The organism is Synechococcus sp. BIOS-E4-1 (genome assembly GCF_014279995.1).
GTDB lineage: Bacteria > Cyanobacteriota > Cyanobacteriia > PCC-6307 > Cyanobiaceae > Synechococcus_C.
This window is the reverse complement of sequence record NZ_CP047935.1, coordinates 875,382-892,111: the sequence shown is the minus strand read 5'-3', so window position 1 is coordinate 892,111 and position 16,730 is coordinate 875,382. Positions and strand designations below refer to the sequence as shown.

General features: G+C 53.8%; 13 protein-coding genes. 8 read left to right on the top strand and 5 right to left on the bottom strand.

Annotation, left to right across the window (positions count from 1 at the left end):
• Positions 1-130: 130 nt before the first annotated feature.
• Positions 131-1,081: a helix-turn-helix domain-containing protein gene (locus SynBIOSE41_RS04400; RefSeq protein ID WP_186539754.1), complete on the top strand. Its 951-nt coding sequence runs from the start codon at positions 131-133 to the stop codon at positions 1,079-1,081.
• A 109-nt stretch (positions 1,082-1,190) separates the two neighbouring features.
• Entirely contained in the window at positions 1,191-3,509 is a 2,319-nt protein-coding gene (locus SynBIOSE41_RS04395) for a sulfatase-like hydrolase/transferase (RefSeq protein WP_186539753.1), read from the top strand.
• 54 nt (positions 3,510-3,563) lie between these two features.
• Here the strand turns inward: SynBIOSE41_RS04395 and SynBIOSE41_RS04390 are convergent, their stop codons facing one another.
• Positions 3,564-3,923: a DUF1622 domain-containing protein gene (locus tag SynBIOSE41_RS04390; RefSeq protein WP_186539752.1), complete on the bottom strand. Its 360-nt coding sequence runs from the start codon at positions 3,921-3,923 to the stop codon at positions 3,564-3,566.
• Between the two features lie 163 nt (positions 3,924-4,086).
• Between SynBIOSE41_RS04390 and SynBIOSE41_RS04385 the strand changes: the two genes are divergently transcribed.
• The 4 genes from SynBIOSE41_RS04385 to SynBIOSE41_RS04370 all read left to right on the top strand — a co-directional run bounded on the left by SynBIOSE41_RS04385 (position 4,087) and on the right by SynBIOSE41_RS04370 (position 8,584).
• Positions 4,087-4,467, top strand: a complete 381-nt coding sequence (locus tag SynBIOSE41_RS04385) for a YidH family protein (protein ID WP_186539751.1) — start codon at positions 4,087-4,089, stop codon at positions 4,465-4,467.
• Between the two features lie 45 nt (positions 4,468-4,512).
• Positions 4,513-5,385, top strand: a complete 873-nt coding sequence (locus SynBIOSE41_RS04380) for a bile acid:sodium symporter family protein (protein WP_186539750.1) — start codon at positions 4,513-4,515, stop codon at positions 5,383-5,385.
• Between the two features lie 9 nt (positions 5,386-5,394).
• Positions 5,395-6,003, top strand: coding sequence for a hypothetical protein (locus SynBIOSE41_RS04375; protein ID WP_186539749.1), 609 nt, complete (start codon positions 5,395-5,397; stop codon positions 6,001-6,003).
• 262 nt (positions 6,004-6,265) lie between these two features.
• The gene (locus tag SynBIOSE41_RS04370; RefSeq protein WP_186539748.1) at positions 6,266-8,584 is read left to right on the top strand and encodes a sulfatase-like hydrolase/transferase; all 2,319 of its coding nucleotides are present in this window, start codon (positions 6,266-6,268) and stop codon (positions 8,582-8,584) included.
• 386 nt (positions 8,585-8,970) lie between these two features.
• Here SynBIOSE41_RS04370 and SynBIOSE41_RS04365 read toward each other — a convergent pair whose 3' ends face one another.
• Positions 8,971-11,376: an arylsulfatase gene (locus SynBIOSE41_RS04365; RefSeq protein WP_255475944.1), complete on the bottom strand. Its 2,406-nt coding sequence runs from the start codon at positions 11,374-11,376 to the stop codon at positions 8,971-8,973.
• Between the two features lie 300 nt (positions 11,377-11,676).
• Here SynBIOSE41_RS04365 and SynBIOSE41_RS04360 point away from each other — a divergent pair, with 300 nt between their 5' ends.
• Complete coding sequence (locus SynBIOSE41_RS04360) at positions 11,677-12,063, top strand: hypothetical protein (RefSeq protein WP_255475943.1); 387 nt, start codon at positions 11,677-11,679, stop codon at positions 12,061-12,063.
• Here SynBIOSE41_RS04360 and SynBIOSE41_RS04355 read toward each other — a convergent pair.
• Positions 12,055-12,903, bottom strand: a complete 849-nt coding sequence (locus SynBIOSE41_RS04355) for a formylglycine-generating enzyme family protein (RefSeq protein WP_186539746.1) — start codon at positions 12,901-12,903, stop codon at positions 12,055-12,057. The two genes, SynBIOSE41_RS04360 and SynBIOSE41_RS04355, sit on opposite strands and share 9 nt — an antisense overlap.
• Before the next feature lie 163 nt (positions 12,904-13,066).
• Positions 13,067-14,080 (bottom strand): neuromedin U, encoded by a 1,014-nt coding sequence (locus tag SynBIOSE41_RS04350; protein WP_186540786.1) that lies wholly within the window; start codon positions 14,078-14,080, stop codon positions 13,067-13,069.
• Between the two features lie 204 nt (positions 14,081-14,284).
• Between SynBIOSE41_RS04350 and SynBIOSE41_RS04345 the strand changes: the two genes are divergently transcribed.
• Positions 14,285-15,379, top strand: coding sequence for a hypothetical protein (locus SynBIOSE41_RS04345; RefSeq protein ID WP_255475941.1), 1,095 nt, complete (start codon positions 14,285-14,287; stop codon positions 15,377-15,379).
• A gap of 27 nt (positions 15,380-15,406) precedes the next feature.
• On the opposite strand, the gene SynBIOSE41_RS04340 is transcribed toward SynBIOSE41_RS04345, so the two are convergent.
• Positions 15,407-16,705, bottom strand: a complete 1,299-nt coding sequence (locus SynBIOSE41_RS04340) for an NAD(P)/FAD-dependent oxidoreductase (protein ID WP_186539745.1) — start codon at positions 16,703-16,705, stop codon at positions 15,407-15,409.
• Between the last annotated feature and the right edge of the window lie 25 nt (positions 16,706-16,730).

Sequence of the window (16,730 nt, the reverse complement as noted above, 5' to 3'; positions counted from 1 at the left end):
TTCACTAATTTCAGCTTAACCATTGAAAAAGGTATAAATTGTCATCTGCTTTTGCAGATCCGTGTTCACAAGCGTTGCCAGCACTGGAGGCAAGAGCCAACAGCCTGGAGGCTCTCAGCCTCAGCAGAGCATGGATTTGCCCTTTCACTCTGCCAGCGAGCTCAAACAGCTGTTCAAGCTAATTGGAAAAAGCTTTGACGCGGTTCAACTCAGCCAAGGTCGGCTGCAGGGGCGCTTCAGACTCGCCAACCTAGGCAGCATTGTTTTGATCGAGCTGCAAACCAATCAGCACTTGCTGCTGAATGGAGAGAGAGGCCCTGACTGCATGAGCTTCTGCCTCGAAGCCACAGGCTTGGTCGAAGAATGTCGACTTTTCAATATTCCGCTCGCACGATATTCACTCAATGGCTTTCGCCAAGGGCAAATTGAATCGCATTTTCAACTTTCAGCTAATACCACAATTTACCTGGCAATTCTATCAACCAGTCGCTTCAACGCATTCTTAAGCCATCGCGACTCCGAAGATATTATCGAACAATTGGAAACAAACAATGGATTACAAATTGACCCCATACTGCATGCTAATTTCCGCAAAAAGTTTCAATATTACCTTGATCATCAGCCACTCACGCCTCAGCAGCGCAGACAAACAACAAATCATCTATACAATTCATTTTTAGAAGCAATTTCCAACAGAACAAATTCTAATTTTCTATCCTATGCGCCGTCACCAAGACAACGGCTAGTCAGAGAATTTGTTTCCTGGGGCTTCAGGAACACAGCTCAAGATTACAATCTTGACCAGATCAGCGAATCTCTCTTCGCATCAAGGCGTACATTAATCCAAGGCACTAAAGAATCACTCGGCATGGGTCCGATGGAGATGATGAAACGGGTGCGACTGGAGCAAGTGAACTGGATTCTGCGTTCACCAGATGCACGCGCAGATCAAAAATTTCGAACGATCTCAGAGATTGCCCAGCACTACGGTTTTCAAAGTCGAGGTCATTTCGCCAAGGCGTATCAGCAAGTTTTTGCCGAAAGCCCAAGTGAAACCTGGCTTAAATCCACGAGCCGGTAGCAATTGTTTCAGATCCCGTTTGTGCACACCTGGCAACGCAGTTAGCGGCAGCACTAGGCAGAGCGGCTAACAACGAAGGGATGGTATGGACACCACCGCCCTCTCATTCATGACAACAAGCCAACAAGTCGACGGGTCGATCCTGCCCTTCCCCGCCAAACCCTCGGGAAGCAAGGCTGGCACGACGATGCAGGACTCGACGTACAGCCCACTCCCCGATCCCAGGTACCTTCCAGACGATGCACCCAACATTCTTGTGGTGCTGATCGATGACGCCGGTCCAGCAATGCCGGAATGCCTCGGCGGTGAAATCCACACGCCCACGCTTCAGGCGGTCAAAGACGGTGGCGTTGGCTTCAATCGCTTCCACACCACAGCGATGTGTTCTCCGACACGCTCTTCGTTAATGACCGGTCGCAACCACACCTTCGTGGGTAACGGCCAGATCTGTGAATTAGCCAACGACTGGGATGGTTACTCAGGCCGGATTCCTGAAAGCTGCGCTCTGCAGGCCGACGTTCTGCGCAACTATGGCTACGCCACCGGAGCATGGGGCAAGTGGCACAACACACCTTCGACGGAAACCACGGCTGCAGGTCCTTTCGAAAACTGGCCGACCGGACTCGGCTTTGAATACTTCTACGGCTTCCTCGCCGGCGAATGCTCCCAGTACGAGCCCCATCTGGTGCGCAACACCACAGTCGTATTGCCTCCGAAACAAGAGGGCAAGGAATACCACGTCAGTGAAGATCTGGCCGATGACGCCATCACCTGGCTGCAGACCCACAAAGCTCTTCGCCCGGACGCACCCTTCTACATGTACTGGGCATCCGGCGCCCTGCATGGTCCTCACCATGTGAACAAGGAGTGGGCTGATAAGTACAAGGGCAAGTTCGACGAGGGTTGGGATGCCTATCGCGAGAAGGCTTTCAAAAATGCCAAAGCCAAAGGCTGGATTCCCGAGAACGCCCAGCTCACGCCACGCCACCCCCGCTTAGCAGCTTGGGACTCCATCCCCGATCATCAGAAACCCTTCCAGTCGCGTTTGATGGAAGTGCTGGCTGGCTTTGCCGAACACACAGATCATCAGGTTGGTCGCATCCTTTCCGAGATTGAACGACTCGGATATGAGGAGAACACCCTGGTTGTCTACATCTGGGGAGACAACGGATCCTCCGGTGAAGGTCAGGATGGCACCATCTCAGAGCTGCTTGCTCAGAATTCCGTGGCCACGGAGATCGATGAGCACATCAAGGTGCTCGACGACCTGGGAGGTCTCGATGCCCTTGGCTCCGATCTGGTCGACAACATGTACCACGCTGGCTGGGCCTGGGCGGGCAGCACGCCTTATCAAGGCATGAAATTGATGGGGTCTTACTTCGGTGGCACCCGTAACCCCATGATGGTCAAGTGGCCCAAGGGCATCAAGCCGGATCCCAAGCCTCGTGCTCAGTTCCACCACTGCAACGATCTGGTGCCAACGATCTACGAGCTGGTGGGAATCACGCCACCCAAAATGGTGAACGGTGTTACGCAGGATCCCATTCACGGCACCAGCTTTGCCTACGCCTTCAATGCACCAGATGCACCGGGTGAACTGAAGACCCAGTTCTTCGACATCTTTGGATCACGGTCCATCTATCACGAAGGCTGGATGGCTGGCGCCGTTGGTCCTCGCCTGCCCTGGGTGAAAGGCGTCGACCCCGACATCCTCACCTGGTCGCCGAACACTGACGAGTGGGAGCTGTACAACCTCGAGGAGGACTGGAGCCAGGCCAATAACCTCGCCGATCAGCATCCCGAGAAGCTGCAGGCGATGAAGAATCAGTTCCTGGTGGAATCGGCCAAATACAAGAATCTTCCCATCGGCGGAGGACTCTGGACCGTCATCTTCCACCCGGAACTGAAGGTTGCACCCGATGCCAAGTCCTGGGAACTTCCAGGCAACATCACCAGAATTCCAGAGCCCTGCGCACCTCGGCTTGGTTGTCTCAACAACAAGGTCGTCCTCGATCTTGAGATTGTAGAAAACGCCAGTGGTGTGCTCTACGAATTCGGTGCCAATTCAGGTGGTCTCACCCTGTACATGGATCAGGGAGTGCTCATCTATGAGTACAACCTGTTCATCATTGAACGCACCAAGCTGCGCTCCAGCCAGCCGCTGCCAACCGGTCGCCACAAACTGGAGATCATCACCCAGCACACCGACGACAATCCAAGGGGCGCCATTTCCATCAAGGCATCCCTCAATGGCACACAGGTGATCGACGGCATCGTGCCCCGAGTGGCTGCGTTGCTGTTCACCGCCAACGATTGTCTTGATGTGGGCCAGTCACTGGGCTCGGCGGTTTCCATGGACTACCGCAAGCGTGCTCCGTTCAAGTTCAACGGCACCATCCATCAGATGAACGTGGACTACACCGACTAAGACAGCCAGTCACGATCGATCCAACTGATCAACAATGGCAGGGAGCAGACTTCATCACGGAGTCTGCTCTTTTTCTTTGAGCTCAAGGCTCAAAAAGTAATTCAAAAATGTACGCACCAGTGCCACTGCACCCAGCTGAATCAAAGCCGATGCTTCGCGACTGATGGTGGTCTGCACCACATCGGCGCCAAGCTGAAACTCCAGAGCCAGAGCTACCCATCCACCGAAGGTCAGGCGCGCTGCGGTCAGCGGTCCCCGCTGCATGAGATGCGGTGGAATCGCCCGCAGACGCAACGGCCCACCGCGACTGAATACCGCAATCAAGCCAACCGCAACAGAAAGCACCGAAAGGCACTCAAGAATCAAGCGCAATGCTTCGGCTGAATGCGCCAGCAGATGTTCAGCCCACTCCATCAATGATTGCTCGCAGTTTGCGGTGATTGTGAATGGCAAAGACAACGATCACCAGTTGGTGAATAGCAAAACGCTGCAATCCAGCACAATCGGGAGCAGTTCAGGATGACGTCAATCACGGCGATTTCTACCCTGTCGACAGCGGTCAGCCCTTCCCACACGGATGAGCAATACCAATACTGAGCTGGCCAAAACCCGAAATCGCGCCGCGGCTGAGCGCACAACACTGGCCTGGATCCGAACAGCTCTGGCTCTGATCAGTTTTGGATTCGGTCTCGACAAAATCATCAGTGCCATCCGCGATGCAGGAGGCGAAACCAACTCCGGCAACGACGTCGGCGTGCAGCTGATGTCGATGGGATTCATCGGGGTTGGCATTTTCACGTTGCTGATTGCCATGAGGCAACACAAACGTGAACTGGTGCGCTTGCGCAATGACCCGTACCTCTACCGGGACGAGCCATCACTTTCGATTGCCACAGCAACAGCTGTACTGGTGATCGGAGTGATTGCATTTCTCTTACTGCTGTCCGGCTTTATCTGATCCCATGGCCTCTCCCGCATCACTGTCAAATCTCTCTCTCTTGCCATGTCACTGCTGATCTCTCTGGCCCTGTTTTTCATCATGGTGTCTCTGGGCCTGAATCTGCCCAGCCTGCAGTTCGACTTGCTGAAACACAGGCCAGCACTGATCGCGCGCGTGTTGTTGGCAACATGCGTGGTCCTGCCACTGGCGGCTTTGCTGCTGCTGCGGACCCCACTTGGACAAGGGCTGTCTCCTGCCATTACAACAGCGGTGATGCTGATGACAATCTGTCCCAGCGCGCCAATGATCGCTCTGAAGAGCAGGAAGCTGGCGGAAAACCCTCAACTGGCCACAAGATTGCAGTTCTGGTCAGCCTGTGCCGCCATTATCACTGTGCCGCTGTGGGTCACTCAGCTGCCATTGGAAGCGGGGGAGACCATCTGGAGCGTCTCCGCCAAGGACGTCGCCTTCCAGGTCTTCACCGTGCAACTTATTCCGCTGCTTGTGGGCGTGTCATTGCGGCGCTGGTGTACGGAATGGTCTGAACGCTGGAATCCGGTGATTCAAAAAGGCGCGAGCATCCTCTTGCTGGTGCTGCTAGCCCTGATCCTGATCGTGGCATTGCCGAAGGTGACGCCGATCTTGATCGGCAACCTCAGAGGAGCCTTGCTGATGTTCATCCTCACCTGGGTCGGGATCGGACTGGGATATGTCGTTGCAGGCGACGACAACGACGAACGCAGCACACTTCCTTTGGTGGTTTCTATGCGTAATCCAGGTCTTGCCCTGCTCATCATTCAAGGCATGGCTCCTAACGCGATTGACCTCAAAGCGGCCGTGGTGGGGTACGTCGTCGTGACGGCAGTTGGTACAGCACCGTTCATGAAATGGCGCCAGGCCAATGCAAGCCAGGAACAGATCACAAGAGACGCTTAGAGCGAATCCATGAAAACCCCATCAGATCCGAAGCTGCTGCTGAAACAGAACCCTCGCAAGGGAGCCGATATGGCTGCATTGCTGCTCGGCGCCGGGATTGGCTACGCCATCAATCTGAGTCTGCCGCTGCTCGCAGATGTCACGATCAGCTGCATCTTCTTGATCCTGCTGAGCAGGCTGCGCAATCGCCTGAAAACACCAGCGCAGTGGTGGGGCAGCATCGGGCTTTGCTCCGGCAGCTTCCTAGGCACAGCATCCTCGATGGTGTATGTGATGCAGCGGGCCGGCGAAGTTGGATCTGCCTACTCACCCTGGGAGCGACTGGCTCTGATCGTCATTCTGGGCATCACAGGTGTTCTGGCCGGTCGCCATGTCGGCATCGACCCTGATGCTGTTGAGGGCCGCTCGATCGGAGACCTGCTCAGGTCCCTCAGTGGAACGTTCACAGGAGTCTTCGGAGTTCTGGTCGCCATTGCGTTCGTGTTCAACGGACTGGAAGAAGCAAGAACTCTCTCCAGTCGTCTCACCACAACACTCACCATCATCATTCTCGGCCTGGTTGGGCCTGGCTGGATCAGCCATCGCTTGAAAAATCACCAACGCAATCAACCGCATTGATCCCACCACAAGCCATCAAGACCATGATGCTGCCGGGATCTTTGAGACATACTTGATGAAGAACTGGATGCTGTTAAAAGCCCTTCGATACAGATCCAACGTCGTTCTATACCCCTGCACAGCGAAACCACGAAGTGCCCAGGGAACCAATCGCTGAAACATCCGATCAGCAAAAGGAAGCAGCTGACCAGCAACACTTGGCTTGACCAGAGCAGACGGCTACCAAATGAGGGATGGCACTGACACCACAGCCCTCTCATTCATGACAACAAGCCAACAAGTCGACGGGTCGATCCTGCCTTTCCCCGCCAAACCGTCGGGAAGCAAAGCTAGTACAACGATGCAGGACTCGACGTACAGCCCGCTCCCCGATCCAAGATATCTTCCAGATGATGCACCCAACATTCTTGTGGTGCTGATCGACGACGCCGGTCCAGCGCTACCGGATTGTCTGGGAGGGGATATTCACACACCCAACCTGCAGGCGGTCAAAGACGACGGCGTTGGCTTCAATCGCTTCCACACCACAGCGATGTGTTCTCCGACACGTGCTTCGCTGCTTTGCGGTCGCAACCACACCTTTGTGGGCAATGGCCAGATCTGTGAATTCGCCAACGACTGGGACGGTTACTCAGGCCGGATTCCCGAAAGCTGCGCCCTGCAGGCCGACGTTCTGCGCAACTATGGCTACGCCACCGCTGCATGGGGCAAATGGCACAACACTCCAGCCACAGAGACCTCTGCCGCCGGTCCCTTTGAAAACTGGCCGACCGGACTCGGCTTTGAATACTTCTATGGATTCCTGGCGGGAGAAGCCTCCCAATACGAGCCCCATCTGGTGCGCAACACCACGGTGGTGATGCCACCGAAATCACCGGAGGAGGGATATCACATCAGTGAAGACCTGGCCGATGATGCTATCAACTGGCTGCAGACCCATAACGCTCTGCGTCCCGAGAAGCCCTTCTACATGTACTGGGCATCCGGCGCCCTGCATGGTCCTCACCATGTGAACAATGAATGGGCTGATAAGTACAAGGGCAAATTCGACGATGGCTGGGATGCCTATCGCGAACGCGCCTTCAAGAACGCCAAGGCCAAGGGCTGGATTCCCGAGAACGCCCAGCTCACACCCCGCCACCCCCGCCTGGCGGGGTGGGACTCCATCCCCGATCACCAGAAGCCTTTCCAGTCGCGTTTGATGGAAGTACTGGCTGGCTTTGCCGAACACACAGATCATCAGGTTGGTCGCATCCTTTCCGAGATTGAACGGCTCGGATACGAAGAAAACACACTGGTTGTCTACATCTGGGGCGACAACGGCTCCTCCGGAGAAGGCCAGGAAGGAACCATCTCAGAGCTTCTTGCTCAAAATGGCATTGCCACGGAGGTCGATGAGCACATCAAGGTGCTCGATGACCTGGGCGGACTCAATGCCATTGGCTCTGCGCTGGTCGACAACATGTACCACGCAGGCTGGGCCTGGGCGGGCAGCACGCCCTATCAAGGTCTGAAGCTGATGGGGTCTTACCTGGGCGGCACCCGCAATCCCATGATGATCAAGTGGCCCAAGGGCATCAAGCCGGATCCCAAACCTCGTGCCCAGTTCCACCATGTCTGCGATCTGGTGCCAACGATCTACGAGCTGGTGGGAATCACGCCACCCAAGATGGTGAATGGCGTCACGCAGGATCCCATGCACGGCACCAGCTTTGCCTACGCCCTCAATGCTCCTGATGCACCGGGTCAACTGACAACCCAGTTCTTCGACATCTTTGGATCACGGTCCATTTATCACGAAGGATGGATGGCAAGCGCCGTTGGACCTCGCCTGCCCTGGGTGAAGGGCTTTGACCCCGACATCTTCACCTGGTCACCCGACACCGACGAGTGGGAGCTATACAACATCGAGGAGGACTGGAGCCAGGCCAATAACCTCGCCGATCAGCATCCCGAGAAACTGCAGGCGCTCAAGAATCAGTTCCTGGTGGAATCGGCCAAATACAAGAACCTGCCAGTCGGCGGCGGCCTCTGGACCCTCGTGTTCCATCCGGAATTGAAGGTTGCACCCGATGCGACATCCTGGAAGTTCCCAGGCACGATCACCAGAATTCCAGAACCCTGCGCACCACGACTCGGCTCCCTCGACAACAGGGTCGCCCTCGACATCGAAATTCCTGAGAATGCCAGTGGTGTGCTTTACAAACTCGGTGCCAATTCAGGTGGTCTCACCTTGTATATGGATCAAGGGGTGCTCATCTATGAGTACAACCTGTTCATCATTGAACGCACCAAGCTGCGTTCTGCTCAGCCGCTGCCAGCTGGTCGCCACACACTGGAAATCATCACCCAGCACACCGACGACAATCCGAGGGGTCCGCTGTCAATCAAGTGCTCCCTTAATGGCACGCAAGTGATCGATGGCATGGTGCCGAGACCAGCAGCTCTGATTTTGACGGCGAATGACTGCCTTGACGTTGGTCAGGCTCTCGGCTCTCCGGTTTCCATGGACTATCGAGAGCGTGCACCGTTCAAGTTCAACGGCACGATCCACACCATGAAGGTGGACTATCTCAAATAAGTAAGGTCCGGTCTACATGATCAAAACAAAAAATCTCAAGACAACCTGATCGAGAACTCATTGGCTCGATTTCATCAACCGGAGCAGATCTCTTCAAGAGGTCTGCCCTTCTTTATGAGTCCCAGACTCATAAAGAAGGATTCAAACTCATGCAGGCTTCTATCCTCACTGTTCACCAAATCAAACAGAGAGGGATTCAGTAGTCTCGACAGCTCCAACCCTATGCTGGGCCGTCATCGGAGATCTTCTCCTCTCCATGAGGAGTTGCATCTAGGCTTCAACAAGGCAACGCTGCAAATCACAATTCATCCACTCGCAACGCATAAAAAATGGTGATGTTGCTCCCCTGAGCAACATCACCATCCAACAGCTGATGATCGACTCAATCAGCTCTTCTTGGCATCAGTCTCCTTGGGATAGATCTCAAGGGTGACCTTGTCAATCTGTCCGCCATAGGCGCTGTAACGCTGGGGACCAATATTCTTGACCGTGACAGCCGAGCCGCGGTCAAGACCAACATCAGCACCTTCATCAATGGAGAATCGAGAAGCGATGGTCTGATCAAGGCGACCAAGAGCAACAACTTTATCGTTGATCTTCATCCGCACATCGGCACCTTTGCCAACACCACCACCGTCGTAGTCGATCTCAAAGCGAAGTTCAGACTGACCAACTGGCAATGGCTCATTACTAGTGAAGGTGTAAAGCTTACCCATGTAGTTGTAGGTGTAAGCAGGCACGTTGTTCTCCACATAGAGAGACCAGCCGCCAAAGCGACCGCCCTGGGAGAAGATCACGCCACTCTCCTTCTGGCCAGGCTTCACATCCAACTGAGCCGTAATGCTGCTGGAGGTGTTCTTCACATTGAGGATCGAATCCTCGACCATGTTCCAGGCATAGGGATACAAATCCATCGACGTCCGATCACCCAGAAGTGTCGGACGACCAGCAACAGAGGGCACAAGACGCTCGAGCAGACGATCGTCTAGCGGCAACACCTGATTTGCGATGGCCTCTTCCATGAACTTCTTCTTCATGGCAATCAGGCGTTCAGGCTCCTGATCGGCGAGATCATTCGAGAGACTGAAATCCTTGGTGGTGTCATAAAGCTGCCAACCAGAATCGTCTGCAACCGGATTCATTCTTTCCGGCGCCATCCATGGATACATCACTGTTGTCCGCGCCATCCAGCCGTTGTGATAGATGCCTCGATTACCAATAATCTCAAAATACTGCGTATCATGCTTTTCTTTGGCATCTGGAGCATCAAAGGTATACATCAGACTGGTTCCTTGCATGGGAATCTGAGTAACGCCATTCATTGTCTTAGGCATCGGCAGATTGGCCGCCTCAAGGATTGTTGGGGCCACATCATTCACATGCGAGAACTGTGTGCGTAGACCACCACCCTGTTGGATGCGTTTCGGCCAATGAATCACCGTGCCGTTACGTGTTCCACCGAAATCACCTGCGACTTGCTTGGAGAGAGCAAAGGGTGAATTGAAGGCGATCGCCCAGCCCATGTGATACATGGGATAGGTGGTAGGACCACCCCATTCCTCAAGCTTGGCCTCCTGTTCATCAGGCGTTTCTGCAACGCCATTGAGGTAGTGGTTCCAATTCCACTGACCAGTTCTATCCCCTTCGGGACTGGCGCCATTATCACCAGTGATGTAAATCACCAAGGTGTTATCAAGCTCGCCAAGATCATCGATCGCCTGGACCAAACGGCCAGCTTCATAATCTGAATACTCCGTGAAAGCAGCAAAAACTTCAGCCTGACGTGCATAGATTTTCTGCTGTTGTGGCGTGAGGCTGTCCCATTTGGGAATGCTGTCTGGCGCCTTGGCCATCTGAGTGCCTTCAGGAACAATCCCTGCCTTGATCTGATTCTGAAGATTGCGCTCGCGCAGAACATCCCAGCCTTCGTCGAACTTGCCTTTGTATTTGGCAATCCATTCCTTGCTCACATGGTGAGGGGAGTGAGAACCGGCGGATGAGTAATAGATGAAAAATGGTTTATCCGGTTTGATCGATTTCTGCTGCCGCATCCAACCGATCGCCTGATCGGTCATGTCTGCAGTGAAGTGATACCCCTCTTTCTTCGGTGCATCCACAACGGTGACACCATCGTGGATCGTTGGATCCCACATGTTGTCTTCCGCCCCAACAAAGCCGTAGAACTTCTCGAATCCCTGCCGCGTTGGCCAACGGGTCTGGGGGCCGGCTGCCGTGGTCTCCCGACCCGGCGTTTCATGCCACTTGCCGAAGGCACCGGTGTTGTAGCCGTTCAATCGGAGAATCTCAGCAACCGGCTGGGCATAATCCGGCACCACAGTGGAATTACCCGCGTAACCGGTTGCGATCTCTGGGATCGAACCCATATTCACCTTGTGGTGATTGCGTCCGGATTTCAAAGCCGCCCTGGTCGGCGCACAGAGAGCTGTGGTGTGGAATTTGTTGTAGCGCAGGCCATTATCAGCCAGCTTTTCCGCCGTCGGCATGTTCACCGCACCGCCAAAGGCGGAGGGTGCGGCAAAACCCACATCATCGAGAAGGATGATCACCACATTGGGGGCATCCTTTGGTGCCGTCACCTCAAACTGTGGAGGCAATGGAACCTCAGAAGGGAGAGCCTTGGTGACCTTTTCAGGCTTTGGCTCGGCAATCGGCAAATTGGTCCGATCCAGGTTTCCACCCAAGGCCTGCTTCTGATCCGTACAGGAGGTGGAAAGGCTTGAGAGCAATAGCAATCCACTACCCACAGCTAGGTGGCGAATCAGCTTGGACACTTTTACTTGATCAAGCATTCTGAAAAATCGAATAAAGAAGTGAACAGGCGTACAGGCCAATAAATGACTCGCATTCAACTCAGCGGGCTCTGTGAGGAGCCTCTACAGAGGCGTGATTCACAACAAGAACATGGCAACAACCTCAACACCCTCTGTTAGCTGCGGGTATGGGATCGAGAATCAGCAGCAGCACAGATCTGCACAATTGGGACCAACAGACCGAGCGAAATCGCTGATGCCGCAGACCTTCAGCCATCTGCGTCTGGCAGAACGATGCTTGCTTAGCTTTCCTGCAGATCATTGGCTGAGGAAGACGCCTTGCCTTTTCGCTCCACGCTCTACCGCCTGGCCAGTGCGATTGAACTGGTCACGGGAGTCACTCTCCTGTCGCTGCCAGCGATAGTGATGCAACAGCTGTTCAGTTCGCCAGCAAGCGACGCTGGCGAACAACTGACACGTTTGTACGGCCTGGCACTGATCGGACTGGGCGTTGCCTGCTGGGGATCCCCCTGTCCAATATCAGCAAGACGCGGACTGCTGGTTTACAACTGCAGCGCCGCAGTGCTTCTCATCATCCTAGGCTCACAGGCGCTCTCGGGTGGAGCAGCGGTCTGGGCCGGTGCCCTTATTCACGTGGTTCTGGGCGTACTGATGATTCGCGACCAGCTGGTCAATTCCTCAGGCTGAATCGGTTGCACATCGGAAACCCATATGACAAGTGGCCGTATCGGTGGTCTGCCCCATCAATGCCGCCGGCCTAAAGCGATGGCAATAGTTCTCGGCACAGAGAAAGGATCCACCTTTGATGATTCGCCTCTCCTGTTCACCCTTGGGCACTGGGAACAGTGTGGAAGTCCATTCCCATACATTGCCGCACATGTCGACAAGTCCGTAGCCGTTGGGGGGGAATGAGCCCACAGGGGACGTCCAGAACCATCCATCCGTCTGTTCATTCGTCCAGGGGAACGAACCCTGCCAGACATTGGCCAGCCACTGACCATCCGGCATCATCTCTTCACCCCAGGAGTAGTTCTGCTGCAACAGACCACCTCTGGCAGCAACCTCCCACTCTTCAGCGGTGGGCAACCGTTTACCGGCCCACTGGGCATAGGCCAGCACATCGTCGTAGGCGAGATGCACCACAGGGTGGTCCATCAGGTCGTCAATACCTGTGTCAGGGCCCTGGGGATGGCGCCAATCGGCTCCTTCAATCAAGGCCCACCACGACATCGGTTGATTGCGATCCACCGATGCTGGGGGCGGAATGAACACTGCCGATTCCGGATTCTGCTGATCCGGCGGAAGATTCGGATACAGCACCGGATCGGGTGGCTTTTCCGAGACGGTGACGTAGCCGGTCTCCGACACGAAACGCGCAAACTCGGCGTTGGTCACAGGAGCTGCATCGATCAAGAATGAACGGATCTCGATTGAACGAACTGGGGCCTCTTCTGGATAAAAAGAATCAGATCCAATCGCATATTCACCTGCAGGAATCGTAATCATCTGATCGCGCTGGTCAGTCATGTCAGTCAATCAATGAAATCAGGATATTGAGGCGAAGAACAGAGAGCAGCAAAGATCACAATTTGTGAGCAGACTTGAATCCTATTCAAAAAAGCATCTTGTTTGAGTCGGACTGACTCCAAAAAGATACCTAGTGCTAAAACAATCAAATGTTCAGAATAATTCAACCACCAGTTGGGAATAGGAATTGCGCCTGAAGCCGAAATGTCCAGTCTCCGGCAAGAGTTTCACCAGCAATCTTAGGCTTGACAAGATTATAATAAGCACTGAGCGAAGTATTAATAGGCTGAGTTCCAAGCTTAAAAACACGTCCAACGCCAGCACCAACAGGAACCATCCAGCCTTTGTTATCTTCATTCATCCAATTGGCGGTAATAATTGGTGAACTTGTGAGATACCAGCCCTTCGGCAAGTTGTAATTCAGAAAAGGCTGAATCAACATCTTATTGACATCGTTTTTACCTCCTCCCGCAAATGACCAAACATTATTGATCAAACCGCCCGCAACAACTTTCCCTTTGCTGTAGACCAAGACACCTGTAGGACCTGCACTCCAACGCCCCGATGCCAACCTGGAGTCGGTCGCCGAGGGGATAATCAGCGTTGGCCCCACCCCGACAGTGAAATTACCTTTCAGAGTCGGCACAAAAAAGACCGAAGGATTGATATCACCCATGGCCTGGATATTGGTTCCACGTGCCCAGGGCTGAGAGATGAAAGGAACAATCGTTCGAGTCACCAATGTCAGACCATCGCTCACCTTGAAGGGAACGACGGGCTGCACATTCACAACATTCTGAGTCTGATTGTGCTTGGCACGCGGATCAAGCACATTGGGAGCCCATTGGCTATTAGGGGTGCTGTTCCATTGAATGGGCAGGCTGATCAAACTGGCAATCGGATTCTGTGCCGCCTTGGCCAATGAGGCATCCTCAGCAGAAGCGGATTCCCCAGGAGTCACCGTGACCGGCTGATTATCCGTGCCGGGTTCTTGTGAGTCGGATGGGGCCTGTGCGACTTCAAGCTCACCCAACACCAGCGGGGTGAAATCAAATTCAACCGCCTCATCCATCAGGAACCGAGGCTGTTCCTGAGCTGCAGCAGCTGAAGGGACCAGAAGGGCCGCGAAGCTCAACAACCCGATGAAGCGAAGACTTCGACGAAAAAGAGGTCCCATCAACATTAATGAAAAACACGCGTTCTTTAATACCAATCAGCAATTAGGCCAAGGCTGACGCAAAAAACTTCGCACGATTGGGATCAGATCCAGCTGCACGACTTCAATCCCGCTCCTACGGTTCTCCCAATCTCCATTTTCCTTGTGGTCCGCTATCTGCCCCTCGCACTCCTCACACCACTGAGCGCCCTTTGCGTCGAGGCCGTGGCACAACCTCAGAATGATTCTCACGAGATTCATTCCAGCGACTCCAATGTCGCCTCGCTGATTGAAAGCAGCCATCAAGCCAAAGATGGCAGCGAAAGTGATTCAACCAATCAAGCTGATAGACAACCTCTGAACAATGAGATCAGCGAAGGGAATGATTCCTCCACTACGGGCGTGATGGAACCCTTGGTCTTGAGCCAAGCCAACGACAGTGCTTCGGCAAGCGAAAAGGAAGAAGACGAAGAAGACAGCTGGCGCGTTTATCTCGACCTTTACGCTTTCTTACCTCCGATAACACGCAGCACATCAACAATTGACGGTAACACAACAAAAGTAGACCTTCCCCTATCGGATGTAATCAAGTCAATCGATGAGGCATTGACTTTAAAAGCACAATTTGAATACGGGCGATTAGGTGTTTTAGCTGCGATCAATTATGCAACCATATCTTCATCCACCTCAAGATCATCCTTTTTAGAAACGCAAAACCCGTTACGAAACAAACTAGGCATTGCTTCACCACTTCGAAAACGCACTATCCGCGTTCAAGGCGATTTAGACGTTGATGTTGATGCCAGTCAAACAATTTTTGATCTTGCGATGCGATACCGAGCTGGTGCAATTCAAAAACCGCGCATGAAAAAAGGCAGCACAAGCTTCCTCGGCTTAGTGGGTGCAAGATTCATTGATGCAAATCTATCGACAGACTTCAATATCAAAGGCAAGTCAGACGTAACTGTCGAAGGAGTTAAAGTTAATCGATCAAACTCCAGAGAACTTGAGAAATCTTCAAATGTGAGCTGGGGCAACACTTGGGTACAGCCAATGCTGGGAATGTTCGGCACTTACGCAATCAACGAAGATTGGCAGGCTTTCGCTTATCTCGATGCAGGCGGATTTGGACTCAGTGGCAGTGAGGATCTAAGTGGAACAGCTCAGGTAGGAATTGCTTATGCACTTGGAAATTCTGCGCAAATTTCGCTTTCCTATAAATACTTTGGAATTGCTTATTTCGAAGGAGGTAGAGAAAATAATGGCTACAGCTCCTATCAGAGCGGAGTTAACCTAGGCCTGCGCTGGCTGTTTGATTAATCAGCGTTACTGAAGAGATTGGAGGCTTCAGGGGTTGAGGCTTGCCGCCACAGCCACTGCGGTTTTGGATCCGCTGGAAATGGCGCCTTCAATGAAGCCGCGCCATCCCTCGCCATGATCACCAGAGGCAAAGAACAGATTGTTGTCTGGCTTTGGTAGTTCATCAGCGAAGCGGACAAAGGTGCAGGGGCGGTACGTGCACCAACTCCCCTGGGAGAGAGCATCGCCTCCCCAGTCATGTCCGAAGGTCGACAGCAACCGAATGCCGGGCACAAACTCCTCAAGAACCAGTTGCCAATCCGCAACAGATCGTTCCAGTGCATCCGGCTCCAAACTGAAACCGACCAACACAGAACGCTGATCACCGCGCTGATAGGTGAAGCTGCCGATCAGCGCAGAGTCAGTCGACCTGGCCAGAGTCATCACTGCACCAGGGTCTCCCTCAACCTCAAAAAACACTTTGGCTCCACCACCCACATGCTTGAGTTTTGAGGCCTCCACTTTCACCGGTTTCAGGGGAGGATCAAACGCCACGCTGTGAAGCACATTCAGCGGCACGGTGACCACTGCTCGCTTGGCACTCACCTGCTCACCAGCTGCTGTCGTCACCGTCACGCCGTTGGCCGTTTGCTGAATGGATGTCACGCTGGTGTCCAGCATCACATCAAAGCCACCATCACTGGCCATCGCTTGCACCAGAGCGCCGGTGCCGCGCTTGAGTTTGTAGCGGGCTGCTGAGTCATTGAACAGGGAATAATTCCACCCCGTGAGCGACCAACAGCGCATCATCTCCAGATAGGAGGCATTCTGCGGCTGATTCATCGACAAAATCTCGAGAAAGCCACCAATGCTGGTGCGCTGTAAAGGCGTGAGATCCAGAGAAGCGAGACGATCGGCCACACTCAGGGCATCACGTTGCTCAATCGCGGGCCAGTTGTAATGGGAGTCGTAGGGACGTTCCCAGACCAGTTGAGCTTCAGCGAAGAACTGCTCAAAACCTGAGACAAACTCACCGAGTTGGTCCTCACGCAACTCCTGAACCTGACCATCCACCTTGATCGCCACCCGCTCGGCAACGCACCCTGGAGTCTCCTGAATCTCGAGGCCGTAGCGTTCCTTTTCCGCCCATACAAAGGGTTGGGTCCAGTGAATCCAGGTGCCACCCAGCTCCACATGGAATCCATTGCGATCGGTGCTCCAGGTGCGACCACCTAAGCGATCGCGCGCCTCGAGCACCAGCACCTTGAATCCACGCTTCTGCAGGTCCCGGGCAGCGGTGACGCCGGCAAAGCCACCACCGATCACAACAACATCAACGGTCTTCATGTTCACGATTCAAAAAATCAGTCAA

Excerpts from the sequence above, each read along its gene's own strand:
- SynBIOSE41_RS04400 (WP_186539754.1), top strand. The coding sequence starts at position 131 with ATGGATTTGCCCTTTCACTCTGCCAGCGAGCTCAAACAGCTGTTCAAG.
- SynBIOSE41_RS04395 (WP_186539753.1), top strand. The coding sequence starts at position 1,191 with ATGACAACAAGCCAACAAGTCGACGGGTCGATCCTGCCCTTCCCCGCC.
- SynBIOSE41_RS04390 (WP_186539752.1), bottom strand. The coding sequence starts at position 3,923 with ATGGAGTGGGCTGAACATCTGCTGGCGCATTCAGCCGAAGCATTGCGC.
- SynBIOSE41_RS04385 (WP_186539751.1), top strand. The coding sequence starts at position 4,087 with ATGAGCAATACCAATACTGAGCTGGCCAAAACCCGAAATCGCGCCGCG.
- SynBIOSE41_RS04380 (WP_186539750.1), top strand. The coding sequence starts at position 4,513 with ATGTCACTGCTGATCTCTCTGGCCCTGTTTTTCATCATGGTGTCTCTG.
- SynBIOSE41_RS04375 (WP_186539749.1), top strand. The coding sequence starts at position 5,395 with ATGAAAACCCCATCAGATCCGAAGCTGCTGCTGAAACAGAACCCTCGC.
- SynBIOSE41_RS04370 (WP_186539748.1), top strand. The coding sequence starts at position 6,266 with ATGACAACAAGCCAACAAGTCGACGGGTCGATCCTGCCTTTCCCCGCC.
- SynBIOSE41_RS04355 (WP_186539746.1), bottom strand. The coding sequence starts at position 12,903 with ATGACTGACCAGCGCGATCAGATGATTACGATTCCTGCAGGTGAATAT.
- SynBIOSE41_RS04350 (WP_186540786.1), bottom strand. The coding sequence starts at position 14,080 with ATGGGACCTCTTTTTCGTCGAAGTCTTCGCTTCATCGGGTTGTTGAGC.
- SynBIOSE41_RS04340 (WP_186539745.1), bottom strand. The coding sequence starts at position 16,705 with ATGAAGACCGTTGATGTTGTTGTGATCGGTGGTGGCTTTGCCGGCGTC.